General features: G+C 45.3%; 16 protein-coding genes and 1 riboswitch. Of the genes, 13 read left to right on the top strand and 3 right to left on the bottom strand.

Translation table 11 applies throughout. The features are described 5' to 3' along the window. Nucleotides 1-186: 186 nt before the first annotated feature. The 3 genes from ACKKE8_RS29100 to ACKKE8_RS29090 all read right to left on the bottom strand — a co-directional run bounded on the left by ACKKE8_RS29100 (nucleotide 187) and on the right by ACKKE8_RS29090 (nucleotide 4,066). Nucleotides 187-999, bottom strand: coding sequence for a hypothetical protein (locus ACKKE8_RS29100; RefSeq protein ID WP_409176058.1), 813 nt, complete (start codon nucleotides 997-999; stop codon nucleotides 187-189). Between the two features lie 54 nt (nucleotides 1,000-1,053). Beyond that, the gene (locus ACKKE8_RS29095) at nucleotides 1,054-1,917 is read right to left on the bottom strand and encodes a tyrosine-type recombinase/integrase (RefSeq protein WP_409179224.1); all 864 of its coding nucleotides are present in this window, start codon (nucleotides 1,915-1,917) and stop codon (nucleotides 1,054-1,056) included. 328 nt (nucleotides 1,918-2,245) lie between these two features. Then, complete coding sequence (locus ACKKE8_RS29090) at nucleotides 2,246-4,066, bottom strand: hypothetical protein (RefSeq protein ID WP_409176057.1); 1,821 nt, start codon at nucleotides 4,064-4,066, stop codon at nucleotides 2,246-2,248. A 1,261-nt stretch (nucleotides 4,067-5,327) separates the two neighbouring features. Here ACKKE8_RS29090 and ACKKE8_RS29085 point away from each other — a divergent pair. From ACKKE8_RS29085 to flgM, 13 genes are all read left to right on the top strand, one after another. Continuing rightward, complete coding sequence (locus tag ACKKE8_RS29085) at nucleotides 5,328-6,269, top strand: accessory Sec system S-layer assembly protein (protein ID WP_409176056.1); 942 nt, start codon at nucleotides 5,328-5,330, stop codon at nucleotides 6,267-6,269. 96 nt (nucleotides 6,270-6,365) lie between these two features. Beyond that, nucleotides 6,366-7,313 (top strand): SLAP domain-containing protein, encoded by a 948-nt coding sequence (locus ACKKE8_RS29080; RefSeq protein ID WP_409176055.1) that lies wholly within the window; start codon nucleotides 6,366-6,368, stop codon nucleotides 7,311-7,313. Nucleotides 7,314-7,354: 41 nt separating this feature from the next. Next, nucleotides 7,355-8,350 carry an SLAP domain-containing protein gene (locus ACKKE8_RS29075; protein ID WP_409176054.1) on the top strand — a complete coding sequence of 332 codons (996 nt, stop codon included), beginning with the start codon at nucleotides 7,355-7,357 and terminating at the stop codon, nucleotides 8,348-8,350. A 179-nt stretch (nucleotides 8,351-8,529) separates the two neighbouring features. After that, nucleotides 8,530-11,106 (top strand): S8 family peptidase, encoded by a 2,577-nt coding sequence (locus ACKKE8_RS29070; RefSeq protein ID WP_409176053.1) that lies wholly within the window; start codon nucleotides 8,530-8,532, stop codon nucleotides 11,104-11,106. Between the two features lie 61 nt (nucleotides 11,107-11,167). Continuing rightward, a riboswitch (SAM riboswitch) is annotated at nucleotides 11,168-11,269 on the top strand. Between the two features lie 133 nt (nucleotides 11,270-11,402). Continuing rightward, entirely contained in the window at nucleotides 11,403-12,608 is a 1,206-nt protein-coding gene (metK, locus tag ACKKE8_RS29065; protein WP_217437969.1) for a methionine adenosyltransferase, read from the top strand. A gap of 151 nt (nucleotides 12,609-12,759) precedes the next feature. Then, nucleotides 12,760-13,776 (top strand): polysaccharide deacetylase family protein, encoded by a 1,017-nt coding sequence (locus tag ACKKE8_RS29060; protein ID WP_409176052.1) that lies wholly within the window; start codon nucleotides 12,760-12,762, stop codon nucleotides 13,774-13,776. Then, nucleotides 13,773-14,915 (top strand): sensor histidine kinase, encoded by a 1,143-nt coding sequence (locus ACKKE8_RS29055; RefSeq protein ID WP_047069765.1) that lies wholly within the window; start codon nucleotides 13,773-13,775, stop codon nucleotides 14,913-14,915. Before ACKKE8_RS29060 ends, ACKKE8_RS29055 begins: the two co-directional genes overlap by 4 nt. Before the next feature lie 33 nt (nucleotides 14,916-14,948). Continuing rightward, the gene (locus tag ACKKE8_RS29050) at nucleotides 14,949-15,656 is read left to right on the top strand and encodes a response regulator (RefSeq protein WP_409176051.1); all 708 of its coding nucleotides are present in this window, start codon (nucleotides 14,949-14,951) and stop codon (nucleotides 15,654-15,656) included. A 70-nt stretch (nucleotides 15,657-15,726) separates the two neighbouring features. Beyond that, the gene (locus ACKKE8_RS29045) at nucleotides 15,727-16,092 is read left to right on the top strand and encodes a glycosyltransferase family 2 protein (RefSeq protein WP_409179223.1); all 366 of its coding nucleotides are present in this window, start codon (nucleotides 15,727-15,729) and stop codon (nucleotides 16,090-16,092) included. A gap of 149 nt (nucleotides 16,093-16,241) precedes the next feature. Further along, nucleotides 16,242-18,230 (top strand): DEAD/DEAH box helicase, encoded by a 1,989-nt coding sequence (locus ACKKE8_RS29040; RefSeq protein WP_409176050.1) that lies wholly within the window; start codon nucleotides 16,242-16,244, stop codon nucleotides 18,228-18,230. Further along, a complete protein-coding gene (locus ACKKE8_RS29035) occupies nucleotides 18,227-19,012 on the top strand; it encodes a ComF family protein (protein ID WP_409176049.1) in 786 nt (261 codons plus the stop codon). Before ACKKE8_RS29040 ends, ACKKE8_RS29035 begins: the two co-directional genes overlap by 4 nt. An 87-nt stretch (nucleotides 19,013-19,099) precedes the next feature. Further along, nucleotides 19,100-19,528 (top strand): TIGR03826 family flagellar region protein, encoded by a 429-nt coding sequence (locus tag ACKKE8_RS29030; RefSeq protein WP_069850884.1) that lies wholly within the window; start codon nucleotides 19,100-19,102, stop codon nucleotides 19,526-19,528. Nucleotides 19,529-19,638: 110 nt separating this feature from the next. Beyond that, nucleotides 19,639-19,914: a flagellar biosynthesis anti-sigma factor FlgM gene (flgM, locus tag ACKKE8_RS29025; protein WP_409176048.1), complete on the top strand. Its 276-nt coding sequence runs from the start codon at nucleotides 19,639-19,641 to the stop codon at nucleotides 19,912-19,914. The last annotated feature ends 59 nt before the right edge of the window (nucleotides 19,915-19,973 follow it).

The following is a 19,973-nucleotide window of genomic DNA, read 5'->3' as shown; positions in this document are numbered from 1 at the left end:
ACTCTTTTTACATGACCTTCTTGCGTTATTTTCATTCTAAAAAGCAATAGTTATAATGAAAAGTCGCTTTGATAGCGGCAAAGAGAAAGACGCCACTACATAAAATGCCTCCCAAGCTAAGCGTAAAAACATAGATGGGGAGGCCAGTACCTACGAATTATTTATAATGAAAGTGACTATTTGAATTTAAAACTTTCCAATCAACGTACTAATCTCTCTCTCATAGCCATACCGCTTAAAAAACTCAATCAATGCTACAGCAAATATATCTCGCTGGCTAATATTTTTTTCCTTACTGTATTCACGCACCATTTGATCAAGTGTATTTGTCATATGAACAGACTTCGTAACGAAAACGCCAGGTACGGCATATCGAGGAACTTTGCCTGATTCCGAGCCAGGGACGACCAGATCGATTAAACGGCCTCTGTTGCGCTCCAAAAGCTCGAGTAGGGAAAGATACTGATCTATCTGGTTCGAACCCATAAGACCGGTTCTATCCCCTACAAAAGGCTCCTCAAGTTCTTCCAGCGGGATTTCCTTAGAGGAACTCGTTACTGCTTCGTTACGGACTATTTGCTTATCAGTCAGTTTCCCATATTCCTTCACATAGTTCTTCGTATCAGAACACCACTTGTACCCTTTTGCCTTCATATATGTCGCAAGCTCACGATGATCCTGAAAGCCCATACGTTTGGCAATCGTCTTCGCATCTGCTCCCTCTTTCTGAAAGAGGGAGAGGATCGTCGACTCCATTGAAGACTTCATTAAATCATTGCTTGGGTCCCACTTCTCGGTATGTGTATGTATAGGTACATAGGCTTGTTTATAACGATCCCACATAAAGTTCTTGCGACGCATGTATATATCTAGCGTCTTGTAATTCTTATGTCCCAGTTCCTGCGCTAACTCATCTCTCGTTTTTCCCTCCACCATGCCTCGCAATATCTCATTGACTCGCTCATCATAGATGGGTTTTTTCTCTGTACGTATATCCACACTCTACACTCCTATATATCTCTTTTAAAGTGTTTGGATTCTTTATACTCTCACCTACAAATGGTTGATTGCATCTCGCAACTGATCCAGATTGGTATGAGTATAAACACTGGTTACGTTCAAAGATGAATGTCCTAGAAGTTTTTGTATTTGTACCAGATTAACATCCTTTTTGACTAGTTGACTTGCAAAGCTGTGGCGGAGGATATGAGCTGTCACTTTCTTGCTCCACCCTAATCGTTTGACTGCTTCCGTAATTTCTCGGTTAACGTAAACCGGCGACAGCTTCCCGGTTTTTTTAGTGCAAAAGAACCGATTAGAATCTGAATCAGGTCGATGATGTAGTACGTATTCTCTCAACATGGGTAGTAAACGGGGAGAGATGGGAATAAATCGATCTTTGTTTCCCTTACCTGCCACTACGTGAATCACCTGCTGGTCCCATTTTACATCATGTATTGTGAGGTTCAGGCATTCGGATATGCGCATACCAGTCAAGAAGAGAACCATGACCACTAGTTTTATTAGTGAGTGATTGATTGCATTTACTAGATCGTTTACCTCATCTTCTTCTAGGTATGTTCTTTCTTTTTGTTGTATTTTTATTTTCTCAACGGACAATGCAATATTCCGAGGAACCCACTCCTTTTTATGCGCATATGCAAAGAATGAGCGAAACGTATGAAGGTTGCGCTGTCTGCTGGCAGGAGCATAGGATCGCTCTGATTTGAGATATAAAAGAAAGTCCTCAATATCCGTAACTGTTACTTCATCGACATACGGTTCACAGTTGTATTTACTTTCCAAAAAACGGGTAAAGTAGGTGAGATCCTTTTTATATCCCGTTATTGTTTGTTCACTCCGGCCAATAGAGAACAAGTATTGCAAGAATAGAACTATAGCTTGAGTTAACACCATTTGTTTCGAAACACCACCATGAATGCCAGTGTACGTAAGCAGAAAGAATAAATTCAAAATAAAGAACACGATTAGTATAACCGTTATTTGGATATTTACATACAGTGAAACGAAAGTGTTATGTGATTATAAAAGTTATAAGTATTCAGTATATGTAAATGTAAATGAAAGGGACTAGCGCATGATAGCGATAGTCCCTTCCACCATTTGCAACAGTTTACAAATTTTTTGGGACGGTCAGAAAAAGACCCCGTACACATTTCTGCGTATGGGGCACTCTTTCCACTTCCATTGCTCTTTTCGATGAGCTTATGAAGTAATGTTTCGATTACTGAGTAACAACAATGTTAGCTGGAACGGACAAAACGTTTCCTGCAGCATCTTTCACATCAATTGTCTCCAATGCTTTCAAAGAGAGGCCTTTAGCGATTTTATCTGCATCAACTTCTGCAATTGTTACTTTAACAGTAGTTTTAGCATCAGCGCCAACGCCAGCATCTACATTGTTAGCAGGTGTTTGCGCTTGACCACCAATCAAAACTTCGAAGTCTGCACCGGTAGTATCCAAAACAGCTTCAGAGAAAGTCAAAGTGATTTCTGTTGTTCCAGTCAGCTTAGCAGAAGTTACAACTGGGGCAACGTTCTCATTAAGCGATGTTCCGTTAGTGAGGTATGGCTCCATCACTTTAGCAGAACCAAGAGCTTTCACATCAGAGATGTTGATGTTGCGTTTACCAGTGAATTCGTTAGAACCTGCTTTCAGATTCAGAACTGCAACTTGTGTAGTTACACCATTAGCAATTTCAGCTGGCAGCAATGTTACGGATTCAACAACAGCGCCGTCAATTTTGTAGTTAGCTGCATTCGTAGCAGAAGCTCCGTCTACTGCTTGGTCAAAAGTAACTTTTACTTTGTTGTTGTCAGTACCTTGCTCAACAGCTGTTACTTTCACAACTGCATCACTAGCTGGCACACCATCTTTACCACGAGTGAATGTAGATTTAGCTTTTTCAACATCTACACCTGCAGCACTAGTCACACCAGTGAACGTCAGGTCGAGGTTGTAAGTAGCACCCTCAACATCAGTATCAGTTCCCAAGAAAGTATCGAGATTTACACGAACTACTTTCTTATTAGTTGCATCTTGTTTTACTTCTGCTTCAGCACCAGTAATAGCATTGGTGATATGGTCTTTAACAAAAGAACCAGCACCAGCTACTTTTGCACCAGTAGCAAGTGTAACATCTTTATCGAAGGTCATTTCAAGATATTGCTTGCTATCAGTAGCATCAACTACTACATTAGAAGAAGCAACTTTTGGTGCAGCTGCATCTTTCGTGAACACTACAACTTTGCTAGTTTCCACACCATTTTCACCGCTGAGGTCTTGGAATCCAGAAACTACAACAGTTTGAGCACCGTCAAGTACAGCAGGAGCCGTTACATGATAAAGAGTAGGATCAGTAGTATCTTTCACTACTTTATCAGCAGCAATTGTTTCTGTGCCAACTTTAACTGTAGTAGGGTTCTTAGCGAGTTGCTCGGAGAACTTAACAGTAAATGTAGTTGCACCAGTTTGAGCGATAGTAGAAACTGTTGGAGCAACGCCGTCCAATGCGCCTTTAACCATTGTTACAGTTGCAGGGTTTGGAGTGAGCAGGTTGCTCGCAGTGTCTTGCGTACCGATCAATGTCGCAATTACTGTTTTACCAGCAGCGATATCACCAGTCATAGTGAAAGTCACTTTGTCAGTTGTAGTAGTGAAGTTATGGCCAATACCAGCTGTAACTGGAGTACCGTCAGCATATTTGTATGTTACAGTACCGATTGCACTAATTGGTTCAGAGAATGTAACAGTGAATGTGCTAGCGGAATCTTTTACAGTGGAAACGATTGTTGGAGCGGTGGTATCACCAGCGAAAGTTACAACATCGTCATATTTAACAAAAGTAGAACCATCTTTAGCTTTGAGGTTCTGGATAACTACGTTATAGCGTTTGGAAACTGCATTAGTAGTAGTAACAGTTAATGTTTTTCCGTCTACGCTCAGTTGACCTTTCAATGCACCAGCAGCATCAGCAGCAGCATCGATAGCTTTGAAAGCTACTACGTTATCTACGAATTCGCCATCTTTACCATTTTTGAACAAAGATACAGCATCTGCTTCTTTGTTGAATTTAACTTCAACAGTTGTACCGTTAATAGCACTAACCCTTACAATAATTTCTAATTGTTCACCAATTCCAGCAAATCACGTCCTACCAGTATTTTCATAGTGATCATGTTGCCGATCATTTGTAGAAAAAAGGAATATGGATGAAGCTGATTGCTAAGTAATGGAAATCCCCACAATATGGAAGTGTAGCTTTGCCTTTGGAAGATGAAATTTTGAAAAAATAGCAAAATAAAACTGGACAATTAAAAAGGACCACTCTATTAACGAATAGTCCTCTAACCTAGTAGTAAAAGCTCATCCTTAGGCAGGATAAGTTTTTGTTTTTATTGTTATGAAAAATATTATACAAAAATGTTAATAACTACCACGACATATCAACGACGTTATCACTATGGAGGAGGTAAATGAAATAATTGAAAGGGACAAATCGTCTTTATAATAGAAGAAACTGAAAAAAACATTTGTACAAGTCAGGGTACATCAGATAGAAGGTATGGGTGGAGGCAATAAACCAACCGAGTATTTGCGAGTGGATAAGTCAGGAAGACTGAACTCGTTCAAGTAAATTAAACAAATCAAAACGTAAATGGGCATGAGCATGTGTGGCTTATCGTTGATAATGCTACTGCAGGATTATGAATTGATGTGACTATGAATCCAACACCACAAAGAAATTAGAAAATCAGAAATAGCCTATCGCACTGGTGATAGGCTATTTTGCTATAAACATAAAAAAGAACCAACTGCACACGACAGTTGGCCAAAAAGAAATTCCCCAAGTTATTTGTTTAGACCCTTACATTTTATCAATAATAAACAACGTTGTAAACTTTAACTCATTTTGGAAATGTTATACACAAAATCTTCGACAGCTCGATAGCTTAAAAATTTTTCTTCATTAGATATGCGACGAAAGATATGCGACAAAGACACGCTGAACGATCAAGGGTGTTTGCACGGTATAGACCGACTAAGAAACGGTCCTTGAGGATGCGAGCAAACCAGGTTCTCCTTTTTGCCCCACCGTCCATCCTTCCATTCCTTGACATCCCCTGTTGCGTACGGGTATCCTAACATAACTAACAGTACGAATCATGCTGTGAAAAGGTTGCAAAAACCGTTTGTTTTCTGCTTGGAATGCCAAGTTTTCTATGTTGCAAAAGGATGTCACTATGCTATAGTGGATGACGAATGTAACTATATATAGATGAAGAGAAAAGTTGGGAGCGACGATATGTTATCCTTCTTGAAGAATCTAATGGGGAATAAACCGACAACCAATGAGGTGCGAGAGCAGGTTCAGGAGGAATCGATCCTTTCCGCTGCTGATACCGAACAGTCTCATCAGGAAGCGCAACAGATACACGAGGAATCAACTGGCGTCATCACAACACTCTCGCTGCATGAATTGTGGGAGAAGCAGTTGGGGGCGCAAGAGAAATACTCGCTCTCCTTTATGGCTCAGGAACTGGAACCTTTGCAGCCAGGGAATATCTCCTTGGCAGGGACTTCACTTGTTCCGCATGACGACGGGATTGAAGTGGTAGCATTTGTCCGGAACAGCACGGACCGTCCAATCAGCCTGAATGAGATGACACTGGTGGTACTGTTTGGGGATCAGGAGCTGTTTACCCGCCAATCCTTTGATTTCAGCGAGCTTGGAGAAATTCCGCCGCGTTCTGCAAGACCGTGGTCGTTTGTATTTGCCAGAGAGCACTTTTTACAGGTAGAAGTTCTTCTCGTGAATTGGAAGATCGCTTTTGAGATGGCGCAGAAGAAGATGGTTCTTCCACAGCAGCTGGAACTGGAGGAATCCTGGATTAAGGCGCTGACTGATGAACAAAAAACGTCCTTAATTGAATTAGCGAAGAACCTTCCTGCTCTAAAAGAGGGAGAAGTAAATATACAAAGTGTGCAGATTCGGAGAACCGAAAGTGGTGCTCTGAATGCGATGCTTTTGATTCGTAATGGTTCTACCCAGTCACTGTCCTTCGAAAAATTGCCGCTGGCGCTGTATGATGCAAGCGGAGATAAAGTGGCAGAAGGTCTGTTTGAACTAGGAAGCCTGACTGTAAATGCCAATACCAGCAAGCCATGGCTGTTTATTTTCCCGCCTGAGAGCATCCAAAAGGAAGAACTGGACTTGTCCCGTTGGAAAGTAAACGTTCCCCAATAAGCCTGATGCAAGAGAGCGAATTTGCATAGGCTAGTCAAAAAAGTTTATCATGATGAGAGAGCTTCGTTCGTGTCCGGACGTGTGAGGAGGTAGCCTATGTTTTCCTTTATGAAGAATTTATTAGGTAAGGATCAACAGGATCTGAAAAAAGATATTCAAGAAGAGTCTGCCATCGATGTCGCCGAGTTGAAAAACACCGAGGTCGAAATGGAAAGCAATGAGCAACAGGAAGAGTCTACAGGTGGAGCTGAAAAGATTCGCACGGAATTGTCTCTGAGCCCGATTTGGGAAAGTGAGCTGGATTCCGAGAAAAAGTATACGCTTCGCTTTTTGCAAGAAGAATTGCCTGAGATTCGCAAAGGCATGATTAGCGTAACGGGATTCAGTATGATTCCGCAGCCAAACGGCATGACAGTAGCTATGTTCTTCCGTAACTCCACGAATAAGCCAGTGCGGATTAAAAACGTTGGATTAGCGATTTATCTCGATGATAAGGCGTTTGCGCGGATCAAGGTGGATTTGTCAGATATGGGCGCAATTCCGCCGCATACCAGCCGTCCATGGGAGGTATTGTTCCCGGAAGAGAGCTATCTGCATGATAATTTCACCTTTAACCGCTGGAAAGTGGTTATGAAGGCTGGGAGAAATTCGCATGTATGGCCTCGTAATCTGGAGCTCGATCCCGAAATGGAAAAGCGCATGACTGATCGCCAAAAGGACCGTCTGGAAGCGTTGACGCAGTCTTTGCCATTGATTCCGATTAATACCGTGCAGGTTACTGGTTTTGACATCGGAATGACAAAGGAAGGACAATTGGTAGCAGCGATGCTCTTCCGCAATGGGATGGCCCATGATTACCGTCCAGATGAAATCAAGCTGACGATTGCTGATGCAAATGGTGATCTGGTAGCAACAGGTGTACTGGATGCGAGTAGCATTAATGTGAAGCCGGGTTACAGCCGTCCATGGATGATTGTATTCCCGCCAAATTTAGTGAAAAAGCCTGATGCCGACCTGAAAAGATGGACGCTTGAGGTAGAATAGAGCGCAATACTTTTAAGGTGTGGGAAAGAGGAGGTTGACTTATGAGTTGGTTATTGGAAAATTGGTTTGGCTCCAAGGAGAGCTTAGAGCAAGTACGCGAAGATATTCATGAGAATCTTCATAGAGAGTTTTATTTGGGTGTATCCGGATTAGATAATCCGCAGCAATCTGCGAACCGTGTGGAATCCAAGGAATTGTTTTTGGTGCTGAACGGTCCGTGGGATGATCAATTGGACGAAGCGGAGCATGAGCTCTTGCAATACGCGCATGATGAAATGCCTCCGGTTGTTCGTAACGAAGTAGGGATCATTCCTTTCTTCACACAGGTTACCAATGATGGTTACTTGGTACTTACCTACGTTCGCAATGCGACTGACCGCAGCATTTTGCTGCAAAAGCTTCCGTTGTCTTTGGTGACGGAGGATGGAGAGGAAGTCGCGAGAAAGACTTTTGATCTGATCACATCCGGTCCAGTGATGGAAATGTCTAGCCGTCCGATGGAATTCATGTTCCGCTGGGATGAGTTCGATCGTATTCCTGAAAAAGAGGTTCCTCTGAAGCTGACCTACATCAAGCCGAAAAAGCACGAAGCAGAAGAGGATCAAAACTTTAATTTGGGTCTGAGTGCAGATGAGTCCAAGCAATACATGCAGCAGGCAGCAGAGAAGGCTCCGATTGTAGAGGGCGAAGTAGATTTGCAAGTTCTCGACATCAAGCCAGGTGAAGATAACGGATTGAAAGTCATCGTTGCTTTCCGTAACGGTCTGGCAAAACGTCTGGAGTTTACCGAAGTGCCGATTATCGTTCATGATAAAGATGGCGATACCGTAGCACGCGTACACTTCACCTTGGAAAACATGAAGGTAGAAGCTAATAGCCATCGTGTATGGGCATTTGATATTCCGTTCTCCTCCATTAAAAAGGAAGAGGTAAATTTGGCGGAACTGACTGCTTTTATTCCGAAAGCACAGCAAAGAAAAAAAGAAAAAGCTCAGGTAACACCTGAAGTGGAAGACAATAAAGGTTTGTTACAGTAAGGAGAAAACCCTTTTTGCCCATGGTGAAAAGGGTTTTGTACTGTTATAACGTTCCAAATATTGGGTGATCAGGGTTGCATGTCTGCCTTTTCATCCGCTATGCTAGGACGAGAAGATAAATACCTGAATTCCTTTTAGACTGCTCATCTTGCAGGGGAGAGAAGGAAGGACTATTTTACATGAAAAAATCAGTGAACATGTCAGTAGCGACAGCGATAAGTGTCGCGCTAGTGATGGCAAACAACCAAACGATCTATGCTGCAGCACCACCAGCATCAAATGACTACTATTTAAGTAACCAGCTTCATTTGAGCCAGATTAGAGCTCATCAAGCATGGCCAGTCGTAAATAGTAATGAACAGATTATTATTGCGGTGCTGGACTCCGGTGCGGATTATAAGCATCCAGATTTGAAGGACAACCTTCTGCCGGGTGTGAATCTTGTCAATCCCGGGAGATCTGCCCAGGACGATAACGGACATGGAACAGAAGTAACTGGTGTACTGGCTGCTAGCGGGAATAACAGTATTGGTGTATCCGGTGTCTTGTGGAATGCCAAGGTTTTGCCAATTAAAGTTTTGGCCAAAAATGGAGATACTACGGTGCAGACTCTTGCTAAGGGTATCAATACTGCCTTGGATCGTGGTGCCAAAGTCATCATGATGTCTCTCAGCAGTATGGCCTACTCCAAGGAACTGGCGAATGCTGTGCAACGAGCGGAAAGAAGCGGAGCGGTTCTGATTGCAGCTAGTGGCAATGAGAGTAGCCGTGTGGCTTATCCGGCAGCTTATCCCACGGTGATAGCGGTAGGGGCTGTAAGGAGTAACAATGAAGTGCTGTATCAAAGCAATACAGGGCCTGAGCTTAACCTGGTAGCGCCTGGTTTCAATGTTTATACGACCAAGCTCGGGGGAAAATACGGTTCTTTTAGCGGTACTTCAGCAGCGGCACCACAAGTAGCAGGTGCAGCGGCGCTCATACTAGCTCGTCATCCCAAACTAAGTCCATTTGATGTGAGACAATTGCTTTATCAAACGGCAACGGACTTAGGGGAAAAGGGATGGGACCGGAAAACTGGCTACGGGTTGTTAAATGTCGACAAGGCAGTTCGAACGGCCTTATCCTACGACTTTTTAGAGCCGAATAATCAGACGTACTCAGCAAAAGCGTTCCCGATCGAGTCTCAGATACGTGGAAATTTGGGGCCCAAAGACACGATAGACTGGCTGAAGATGGACATCCCTTACGATGGGAAGGTCAGCTTCACAGCGTCAGTGACTTCCGGTGTTTCTTCAGCGATGGCAGCTACCTTTTACCCAGAGAATCGTCCGCCGATTACGCAATACTTCGGGAATGGGGATACGATCACTGTTCCGGTCAAGGCGGGAAGAATGAATATCCGCTTAATGCGTAACGGAGGGGTCAACAACGCTTTTACCTATGTGTTGACGAGTAAGTTTACCATCAATCCGGACCGTAACGAACCGAACGATACACAAGAGACGGCAAGACCGCTCGTAGGCAACCAAATCAGTGTAACAGGCAATTTTCACGATGAAGGGGATCAGGATTGGTTCTCCTACTATGTTCGTGAATACGGGCATTTGGATGTTTCTGTTAGTCCTGATAACAAGCGTGTCGATCTAATGCTGGGTATCGGTAAACAAGAGCCCGGGAAAAAGACGGTTGTCTGGGACCCTAACTACGATAATGGAACGAAAGACAATCCGACAGAGCGCGTCCAAAAAGAAGTGTCACCGGGTAAGTATTACATCCGTGTGAGTGAGTACAATCGCAATGCAGTGAATGGCGAATATCAGCTGGATCTGGGATACACGCCAGTAAAAAAAGATTTTAATGAACCGAATGACACCTATCAAAAAGCGTCTCCGTTAAGCGGTGGGACAGTGATGTCAGGCACAATACCGACAGCTACTGATTCCGACTGGTTCCAATTTACTGTGAATAGTGAATCGTATGTGACGTTCCGAGCGCCGTACATTCCTGTCGATAGCGGCTTTCGTTTCGCGCTCTATAGCGATCGAAACATGAACTATGCGATCGCTTCGACGAATGAGGTAGCGGAGCTGTCTAACCGAGGAAACGATGTTATCGGTTTGCGTTTACAACCAGGAAAATATTATGTACGCCTTAATAGCGGTACTTCGTTCAAGTATGAATCGTACCGACTCACGGTGACACAACAGAAACTGATAGCGGGCTATCGCGATATTTCGGACCACTGGGCGCGCTCAGAGATCGTCAGACTTAGCTCTCGCGATATTGTAAATGGATTTAATGATGCGTCGTTCAAGCCGAATCAGGCAGTGACCCGTGCAGAGTTTGCGACGATGCTGCTTAAGTCGATGCGTGCGACCGGTTCCAAAGTAGCGACTACCTACACAGGAAAAACGACCTTCCGGGATATGCCAAAACGGCACTGGGCGTATCATAACCTAGGTGTAGCCTATCAATTAGGAATTTTGAAAGGGTACCCGAAGAGTGAAATGAAGCCGGATCAGCCGATATCGCGTGCAGAGATGGCGGTAATGATTGCGCGGGCACGTGATGTTTTGATGTATAACCGTGGTACCTCGAATTATCAGGATGTGCCAACGAGTCACTGGGCTTCTCCTGCCATTGAGGCTTTGACATCTAGAAATTGGCTCAGTGGGTACGGTTCTTCCTTTAAACCGAATGGAAGGGCGACTCGCGCAGAGGTAGTGGTGGTACTTTCCAAAGCCTATCAACTATAAGTAAAATTTTTCCTATTGACATCTCTGAAAAAAACAATTATTCTATTATCCGTAATGGATACTCTTATCCAGAGCAGGCGGAGGGACTGGCCCTATGAAGCCCGGCAACCGATCTAGAGCGGTGCTAACCAGCAGAACGGACATCTGTTCTGGCCGATAAGAGGATGAAGGAAGCAAAAAACGCTCAAACCTTTTCCTCCTAAAAAATGGAAAAGGTTTTTTATTTGCGTTTACGTAGATAAAATCCTGACTCGGCTACCACACTATTTGTATGAGGTCAAAGGAGGTATTTTCTCATGGCTTTGCAAAAAGGTCGTCGTCTGTTTACATCCGAATCTGTAACTGAAGGACATCCGGATAAAATTTGTGACCAAATTTCCGACTCCATCTTGGATGCGATCCTGTCCAAAGATCCAAACGCTCGTGTAGCTTGCGAAACTTCCGTAACTACTGGTTTGGTTCTCGTAGCAGGTGAAATCACCACAAACACTTATGTGGATATCCAAAAGCTCGTTCGTGAAACTATTCGTGAAATCGGTTATGACCGTGCGAAATTCGGTTTTGACGCTGACACTTGCGGTGTGATTACTGCAATTGGCGAGCAGTCCGCTGACATTGCACTTGGTGTAGACCAAGCATTGGAAGCACGCGAAGGCAAAATGACTGACGCCGAGATCGAAGCAATTGGTGCTGGTGACCAAGGTTTGATGTTTGGTTTTGCTTGCAATGAAACACCTGAGCTGATGCCACTTCCGATCAGCATGTCCCACCAATTGGCTCGTCGTCTGACTGAAGTACGTAAAAACGGAACACTTGCTTACCTCCGTCCTGACGGAAAAACACAAGTAACCGTTGAGTACGATGGCGACAAACCAGTTCGTATCGATACAATCGTTATTTCTACCCAACATGCTCCTGAAACAACTCTGGAGCAAATCAAGCAAGATCTGGTTGAACACGTAATCAAACCAGTTGTTCCAGCTGAACTGTTGGACGCTGAAACCAAATACTTCATCAACCCAACTGGCCGTTTCGTAATTGGCGGACCACAAGGGGATGCTGGCTTGACTGGCCGCAAAATCATCGTAGATACTTACGGCGGTTATGCTCGTCATGGCGGCGGTGCGTTCTCCGGTAAAGATCCAACAAAAGTTGACCGTTCCGGTGCTTACGCAGCTCGTTATGTAGCGAAAAACATCGTGGCTGCTGGCCTCGCAGACAAATGCGAAGTACAAGTTGCTTACGCAATTGGTGTAGCACAACCAGTTTCCATCGCAGTAGATACATTCGGTACTGGTACCATTTCCGAAGAAGCTCTGGTAAAATTGGTTCGCAAACACTTTGACCTGCGTCCTGCTGGTATCATCAAGCAGCTCGACCTTCGTCGTCCTATCTACAAACAAACAGCTGCATATGGCCACTTCGGACGCAATGACCTGAATGTTCCTTGGGAGCAAACAGACAAGGCGGAAATCCTGAAGCAAGAGGCTGCTCAACTGTAATATTCATCAATGACATAAAAAGAGCCTGGTGTTGCTACTGGGCTCTTTTTCGTTTTAGGTGCAAAGTCATCCAATTATTGGGTCAATTGTTGCACAGGAATTTGTAGGACTGTGTCGAATCTCCTAGTGAGGAAGTAGAGGAGGGGTTTTTTTGCCGAACAGAAGGCTCTTCCTGATCGTGTTTCTTACTTTTTTGTTTCTTGCAGTGGCTATTGGGTTGTTAGGCGAATCTTTTCTGGAAAAAAAGAATAAACAAGAAGTGCAACCTTTTCCCCAAGTGGATACGTCTATAAGCATAAGTGAGACGAAAAATGCTGAGCCAAACGTCACACCAATTGAAGAAGCAGCGGTTCAAACGAAAAAGTGGTATAACAATCAGGTTGTGGTTTTGACGTACCATCATGTCACGGATCAATCAAATCAGCGGTATGTCATAGCTCCTGATCAATTTGCCCGACACATGAAATTTTTGCATGATAACGACCTGAATCCGATTTCGTTGGATGAGTTCCTGCGATTTATGGAGACGGGTACCTTACCGACTGAGAATGCTGTTTTGATTACGTTTGACGATGGGTATGAGAGTTACTACACAGAAGCATTTCCGATCTTACGTACATACGGCTACCCTTCAGTAAACTTCGCGATTGCGGGGCGCTTAAGAGATGTAGCTGACCGAAAACGGGAGAATATGACGCCACCACTTACGCGTCAACAGGTTAACGAAATGATTCATTCCGGACTGGTTACAATCGGGTCCCACACGTACAGTCTGCATGAAGAGGAAGAACGAAATGAGTGGGGCGATCTTGGCCCAGAAACAGCTCCGGTCTATCTGAAAGACTTGCAGCGTTTAGAGGACGAGAAAGAGTACAGGGACCGCCTCTATGTGGATTTCAGTATATCTCGCGTCAGTTTAAGCGAATGGATGAAGCAAGAGATTGATTTCATCTCGTTGCCATTTGGCTACACAAGTCCAATCGTACTGGAGACAGCTCGTCAAGCTGGCTACCGATATGTATTTACATCCAATCGCGGATTCGTAAAACAGGGAACAGATCCTTTTGCCATTCCACGCAATGACATGGGACTGCGAGATGTTGAAGAAGAGCACCTCCAACAGTTGTTCACGAAGGCTAAAAATGAGTTTGAAGGAGAGCAATCATGAACAAAGCGATAGACATCAGCGTGCTGGACGGGGTGATCAAGCGAACGATTGAAACCGTAGAAACGAGTAAAACCCAAATATTTGATATAGCTGAAAACGCCAGACAGCATGGCAACTCATTGAAGTTTGATTTACATGAACTTCGACAAGAGATTTCCAAAGTGATTCAAAAAGTCGATGCGCTTGAACTCGCGTATCGCAAATCGCGCAACAAGCTCGTGCTGGTCAGTCGCAATTTTCATATGTACACGGAGGAAGATATCAGGGTTGCGTATGAAGAGGCGAGCCGTATTCAGGTAGAATTGTCCATTTACCGCGAGCGGGAAAACAATTTGAAGCGCAGAAGAAATGATTTGGAGCGTCAACTGCGTACCTTGGAAGAAACCATCGTCCGTGCAGAAAAGCTGGTTTCTCAAATGGGCGTCGTGCTTGGTTACTTAACGGGTGACTTAAGCAAGATAGGTGAGGCGCTGGAATCGGCGAAGCAGCATCAGTTGATGGGCTTAAAGGTAATCCAGGCTCAGGAAGAAGAGCGCAAGCGTGTCGCGCGCGAGATTCACGACGGTCCAGCTCAATCGATGGCGAATGTCGTGCTGCGTTCGGAAATTGTAGAACGCATGTTGAAAAACGAGCGCATTTTGGAAGCCCAAATGGAACTTCACGAGCTGAAGGAAATGGTGCGCTTGAGCTTGGCGGATGTTCGACGTATTATTTTTGATTTACGTCCAATGGCATTAGATGACTTAGGACTAGTACCTACCTTGCAAAAATATATTCAAACATGCGAAGAGCGTATTCAGTCTTCCATCGATCTGGTAGTATTCGGCGTGGAGCCTCCTTTGCGCAGTTCGGTAAAGGCTGCGATCTTCCGTTTGGTTCAGGAATGTCTGAACAATGTGGAGAAGCACGCAGGCGCTACGACAGTTCAAGTGAAGCTGGAATTTGTACAAGATTCGTTAAGCCTTGTCGTCAAAGACGATGGGGTCGGATTCGATCTGGAAAAACGCATGGCGAATGGCAACTCTTTTGGACTCTTGGGAATGCGTGAGCGTGTACAGCTCTTAGAGGGCAGTGTCGAGCTGCAATCCGCTCCGGGAGAGGGAACCAAGGTTATATTCCAAATACCGATAAAATTGTGACATGATACGTAAATAAGTACTGGGGGATGAACCATGGATAAGAGACAGCAAGAACTCCGCATCGTGATTGTGGATGACCATCAATTATTTCGTGAAGGCGTAAAGCGAATATTGGAAATGGAAGAAGATTTCAAGGTCGTCGGGGAAGGTGCGGACGGAGGAGAAGCCACAGTATTGGCGGAAGAGCACAAGCCGGATGTCTTGTTAATGGATATTAACATGCCGAACATAAATGGCGTTTCTGCTGCAGAAAATGTGATTTCGGTAAGCCCTTCTACTCGTGTAATTATGCTTTCGATTCATGATGATGAGGGATATGTGTATCGTACACTCCGAGCTGGAGCGTCTGGCTACTTGCTGAAGGAAATGGGAACGACAGACCTCGTTGACGCTGTGCGTGTAGTGGCGAGTGGTGGTGCATACATACATCCAAAGGTGACGGGCAAGCTGATTGAAGAATTCCGTCGTCTGAGCGAGCAGGAAGGGACGGCAGAGCGTAGCTTCTCCGTAGATGAATCGCAAACCATCGATCCAAAAGTGATCGAGTCGCTTACCCGTCGCGAGCGCGAAGTATTGCAACTGATGGCAGAAGGGAAAAGCAATCGTGCCATTGGGGAATTCTTGTTTATTAGTGAAAAGACGGTTAAAAATCACGTCAGTAGCATTTTGCAAAAGCTCAATGTTCAAGACCGGACACAAGCTGTTGTCATCTCCATTAAAAACGGTTGGGTGAAACTGTAGGAAGCGCTTCCTATTTGCACTCTGTTCAAGCCGTGCGGCATACCTTGGTATAGGAGGAGGTATGACCGTGATGGAAGAGCTGATTGTATGGCTTTTGGCAGCATTTGGCTGCTCCTCTTTGTTGGTAATGATCGCGGAGCGCTGGACCAATCGGACGGATAGCGCGAGCGAGCTCCCGCATGAGCATTATCGGTTGCTGGTGCGCAATTCGGAACAGGTGCTGGAACGTGTAGTGCGGAGTCTGCTGTTTCGCTCGTATTGGAGTGGCAGACCTATCCGAATTACCTTGATAGATGATGGATCAGACGATGATACAAAACAGATGACAGCCGTCTTGAATCGTTACCCGTACGGACATTGTTTGGGAGACGGACAGGAGGATATGGCGGCTGGAACCATCGTCATTGATCTGCGGGAGAAAAAAGAGGGAGCATAAAAGTTTGTTGAGCGTAAATATTACGAGCTGTCGATAATAGATCGGCGGCTCTTTTATTTTTCTACAGCCTGATTTTGGTTCCGAAATTTATTTGCTGGACCTGTCTGTCTTTTTGCACACTAAGGGCAAGAGGGCGGGGGAGTGAGCGTATGCGTGAGTATTTGCTGTATATCAAAGCTTGCGGCGGATCAATACCACAGGTGCAGACTTATGTTACGCCGAGCTTTTCTGTAGATCGTTCTTTTTGGCAGGAGAGAGAAGGATGTGTCCTGCATGTTATCGGGAAGACATCGTCGCTTGCCCTGGCCTTTTCCTTGCGTGCGAAAGTGAACGGGTATTTAATGGAACAAGTTGGTAAAGGGCGGATGCTGACTGATGGATATGTAAAAGAGTTGAGAGCGCTGGCGGTAAGTAGCGTGTGCGAAGCGAGCAACTTATATGGAAGGGAAGCAGCGAGTGTACAGGACCGCCGAGAGCAGAGGTGGTTTTCTTGGGAGTCAATCGAGGAGAGTGTGGAAGTTTCTTATCTAGGTAACAAAGAATTAGGGAAATTGCCGGGGGCTCGGTTGGGCTATTTGGGTGGTCACGAGCTTCTTCGAAGGAGCTCATCTCGGGTGAATATACAAGAAGCTGTTTTGAGAGAGATTTTGGACGGGCGTGCGCTCCTTTGGGATGAAGTGGAGTCCTTGCTGAAAAAACGAGGGGTGGACGTGAATGATTTGTCAGCCATTTTGCATGCACTCGTGCTTGCAAACAAAGCGGAGTGGCGACCGGGTATTCGTTTTGCGGTCATAAAAGGATGGTGGCGCAATCGGTTGGAGTTGGTCTGTGAACGCTGCGGAAGCGCAGGAGAGAAGGTGGAGTTTACTTATTGTCATACGTGTGAGCAAGGGTGCGCTTACTGCACAGCTTGTTTAGGAATGGGCAGGAGTAAGTGTTGCACTCCGTATTTTTTAATGGATGTAGGAGAATCTCTTATCCGTAGCGCAGACCACTTGCAGAACGTGGCGAGATTGGAGTGGGCGGGGAAGTATTCGGCAGATCAATCGCGGGCAGCTGAGCGAGCGCGTTGCTTTGTTGCCAATCCGAGACCAGGGCTATCGGAGTTTTTGATCTGGGCAGTTTGTGGAGCGGGCAAAACAGAGTTGTTATTCCCTTCGGTTACAGAGGCACTTGCTGCTGGCGGTCGCGTTTTGATTGCGACACCTCGAAAAGACGTCGTACTAGAGTTAGCCCCGCGTATTAAGCGAGTCTTTCCCGGGGCTAAAGTGATTGCCGTCCACGGTTCGAGCGCGGAAAAATGGGAAGAGAGTGACATTACGATTGCGACCACGCATCAGGTCATGCGCTACCATAGTCGTTTTTTGCTGGTCGTTCTCGACGAGGCCGACGCGTTCCCTTATCATAATGATCCTGTTTTGTATCGCGCTCTATCCAGAGCGGTGAAAAAGAGTGGGAAGCTCCTCTATTTAAGTGCAACACCTCCGGGATATTTGCAAAAGCGGCTCGTTAGAAAAGGACGCTCAACCCTAGGCTCGTCTGGGGCGATACCGCTATTCTCAGATACACATGTTCTGTTACCTGGACGCTACCACGGTGCTACGCTTCCTGTCCCCAAGATTCTCACGGTACAAGGCTTACATAAGCGCGTTCAGACGAATCGAATTGTGGCACCGTTTATAGAAGCGGTGAGTAGTTCTCTGAATGAAGGCCGACAAGTTTTTGTTTTTGTCCCGCGAGTTGATGAAATTGACAGGGTGCTATCGTACCTTCAAAAGTGGCTTCCTGCTCACGCGGGGGAGATGGCCGGTGTTCATGCGGCAGACCCTATGCGGGAGGAAAAGGTACTCGCATTTCGAGAAAAACGTTATACCGTCATGGTGACGACTACGATTCTAGAGCGAGGTGTGACCATACCGAAGAGCGACGTAGTTGTGGTAGGTGCGGAGGCACCTGTATTTGACGAGGCATCATTGGTGCAGATAGCAGGACGAGTAGGACGATCCGTTGATGATACGTCGGGTAGTGTTTTATTTTTGCAAGCAGAACGCGCTACTTCTCCAAAGCGGGCCGTCAGACAGATATTACAGATGAACAGCTTGGCTCAAAGGCTCGTGGAACAAAGAGGCCTTTCGTGATTAGTGGGATGTGTGTCCGTTGTGGTGGGCGTATCGCAGCTCTCCAAAAGGAATCGGTTGTTCGTGAAAAGGCACGACAGCTATCCGATCAGGCGAGCTATCCGGTCATCTACCGCATGTTAAAAGGGATTGTGTTGTGTGGAGTCTGTCTTGATGCTTTGTCGTTGATTGGGGATGATATTTGCCAGCGGTGTGGGCGTGACAGGGATTTGCTGGCTAGTATCGGCAACGAAGGGCTATGCAGGGATTGTTTTCATGGAGAAGATGATCAGATATTGGTGGCAAATCGGAGTTTGCTTCGCTATGAAAAGGGAGAGAAGGATTTGCTCGGATTGTTTAAATACCGCGGTGATGAGCGGCTAGCTTTATACTACGGTACGCTTCTCGCCATTACGGTTCAGCGTTATTACAGGTCTATGGGTTTTACCTGTATCACGATGGTTCCTTTACATCCACAACGATTGCGGGAACGCGGCTTCAATCAGGTTGACTTGCTGGCCCGGCATTTAGGAGCGGCAATCAAAATTCCTGTCAAACCGTTGCTTCTCAGGACGAAGGATACTCCAAAGCTGAGCAAGCAAAAAGGGCGCGCAGCACGTCACGAAAGCATGCGCGAAGCTTTTGTGTGGGATGGCCAGGATGTGCCTGTGCCCTCTGCTGCTAAAATCCTGCTTCTTGACGATATTTATACGACTGGTTCGACGTTGCGTTCGTGCGCGAAAACAATCAGAGAACATTTGGGGCCAAGCTGTGAAGTATATTCCTTGACAATATACCGATAGCCAGTTTGGAAAAATTAAGCTATGATGTAGGCATATAACGGATGTGGAACCGTATGAACTTTCTGAACGGAAAAGGGGTTGTCCGATATGTCTATGGGCAAGTTGGCAAACTGCTCGCGGTGTGATGCTGTATTTGTACAAGCAGTCCGTGACATTTGCCCCAAATGCTATAAAGAAGTGGAACAAGAATATGAAGCATGCGCCCAATTTTTGCGCAAGCGAGAAAATCGCGGATCGAATATTCACCAGGTGAGCGAAGCCACTGGCGTGAGCGTGAAGCAAATTACGAAGTTTATCAAAGAAGGGCGCATTTCGGTTGCCGGAAATCCCAACCTTGGCTATCCATGTGAGCGCTGCGGTTTTTTGATTCGAGCAGGCAACATTTGCGAATCTTGTCTAAAAGGCTTGAAGCACGAAATCACGCAACAACTCGAGGTAGAGCAACGATTGGACGAAATCCAACGCGCCGATCTGGCTCAGGCAGCTTATCGAAGAAAGCAGAATAGTGACGAATAGTTTTATGCAAAAAAACTAATCGTACATCATGAAATTGCCGATGATACTACTAAGAGGTGTCATCGGTTTTTTCTATGAAAAGACCGTTGGTATGAGAGGATGGTAATCAGATGCGGATTAATGAACCTAACCGTGTCGGGATGATCAATGCTTACAACAAGACAAGTAACAACCAGGTAGGCAAAAGCGGTAAAATCCCGATGGGCAAGGATGAAGTAAACATTTCCACAGAAGCGCTTGAAATGCAGAAGCAAGTAGAAGATGTCAACTCTCCACAACGTCGGGAAAAAGTGGAGCAGTTGAAGAAGCAAGTGGAGGAAGGAAAATATCACGTCTCAAGTGAGCGGATCGCTGATAAGCTCCTGTCCTTTTGGAAAAAGCTGTAACACAGATCTGAAGAGGACCTTTTGAACAGCCTCTTTAAATAGTTTTCGATGGAAGATGA

The organism is Brevibacillus fortis (assembly GCF_046196545.1).
Classification (GTDB): Bacteria; Bacillota; Bacilli; order Brevibacillales; family Brevibacillaceae; genus Brevibacillus; species Brevibacillus fortis_A.
The sequence above is the reverse complement of the archived record's forward strand: the minus strand, read 5'-3'. Positions and strand labels throughout refer to the sequence as shown.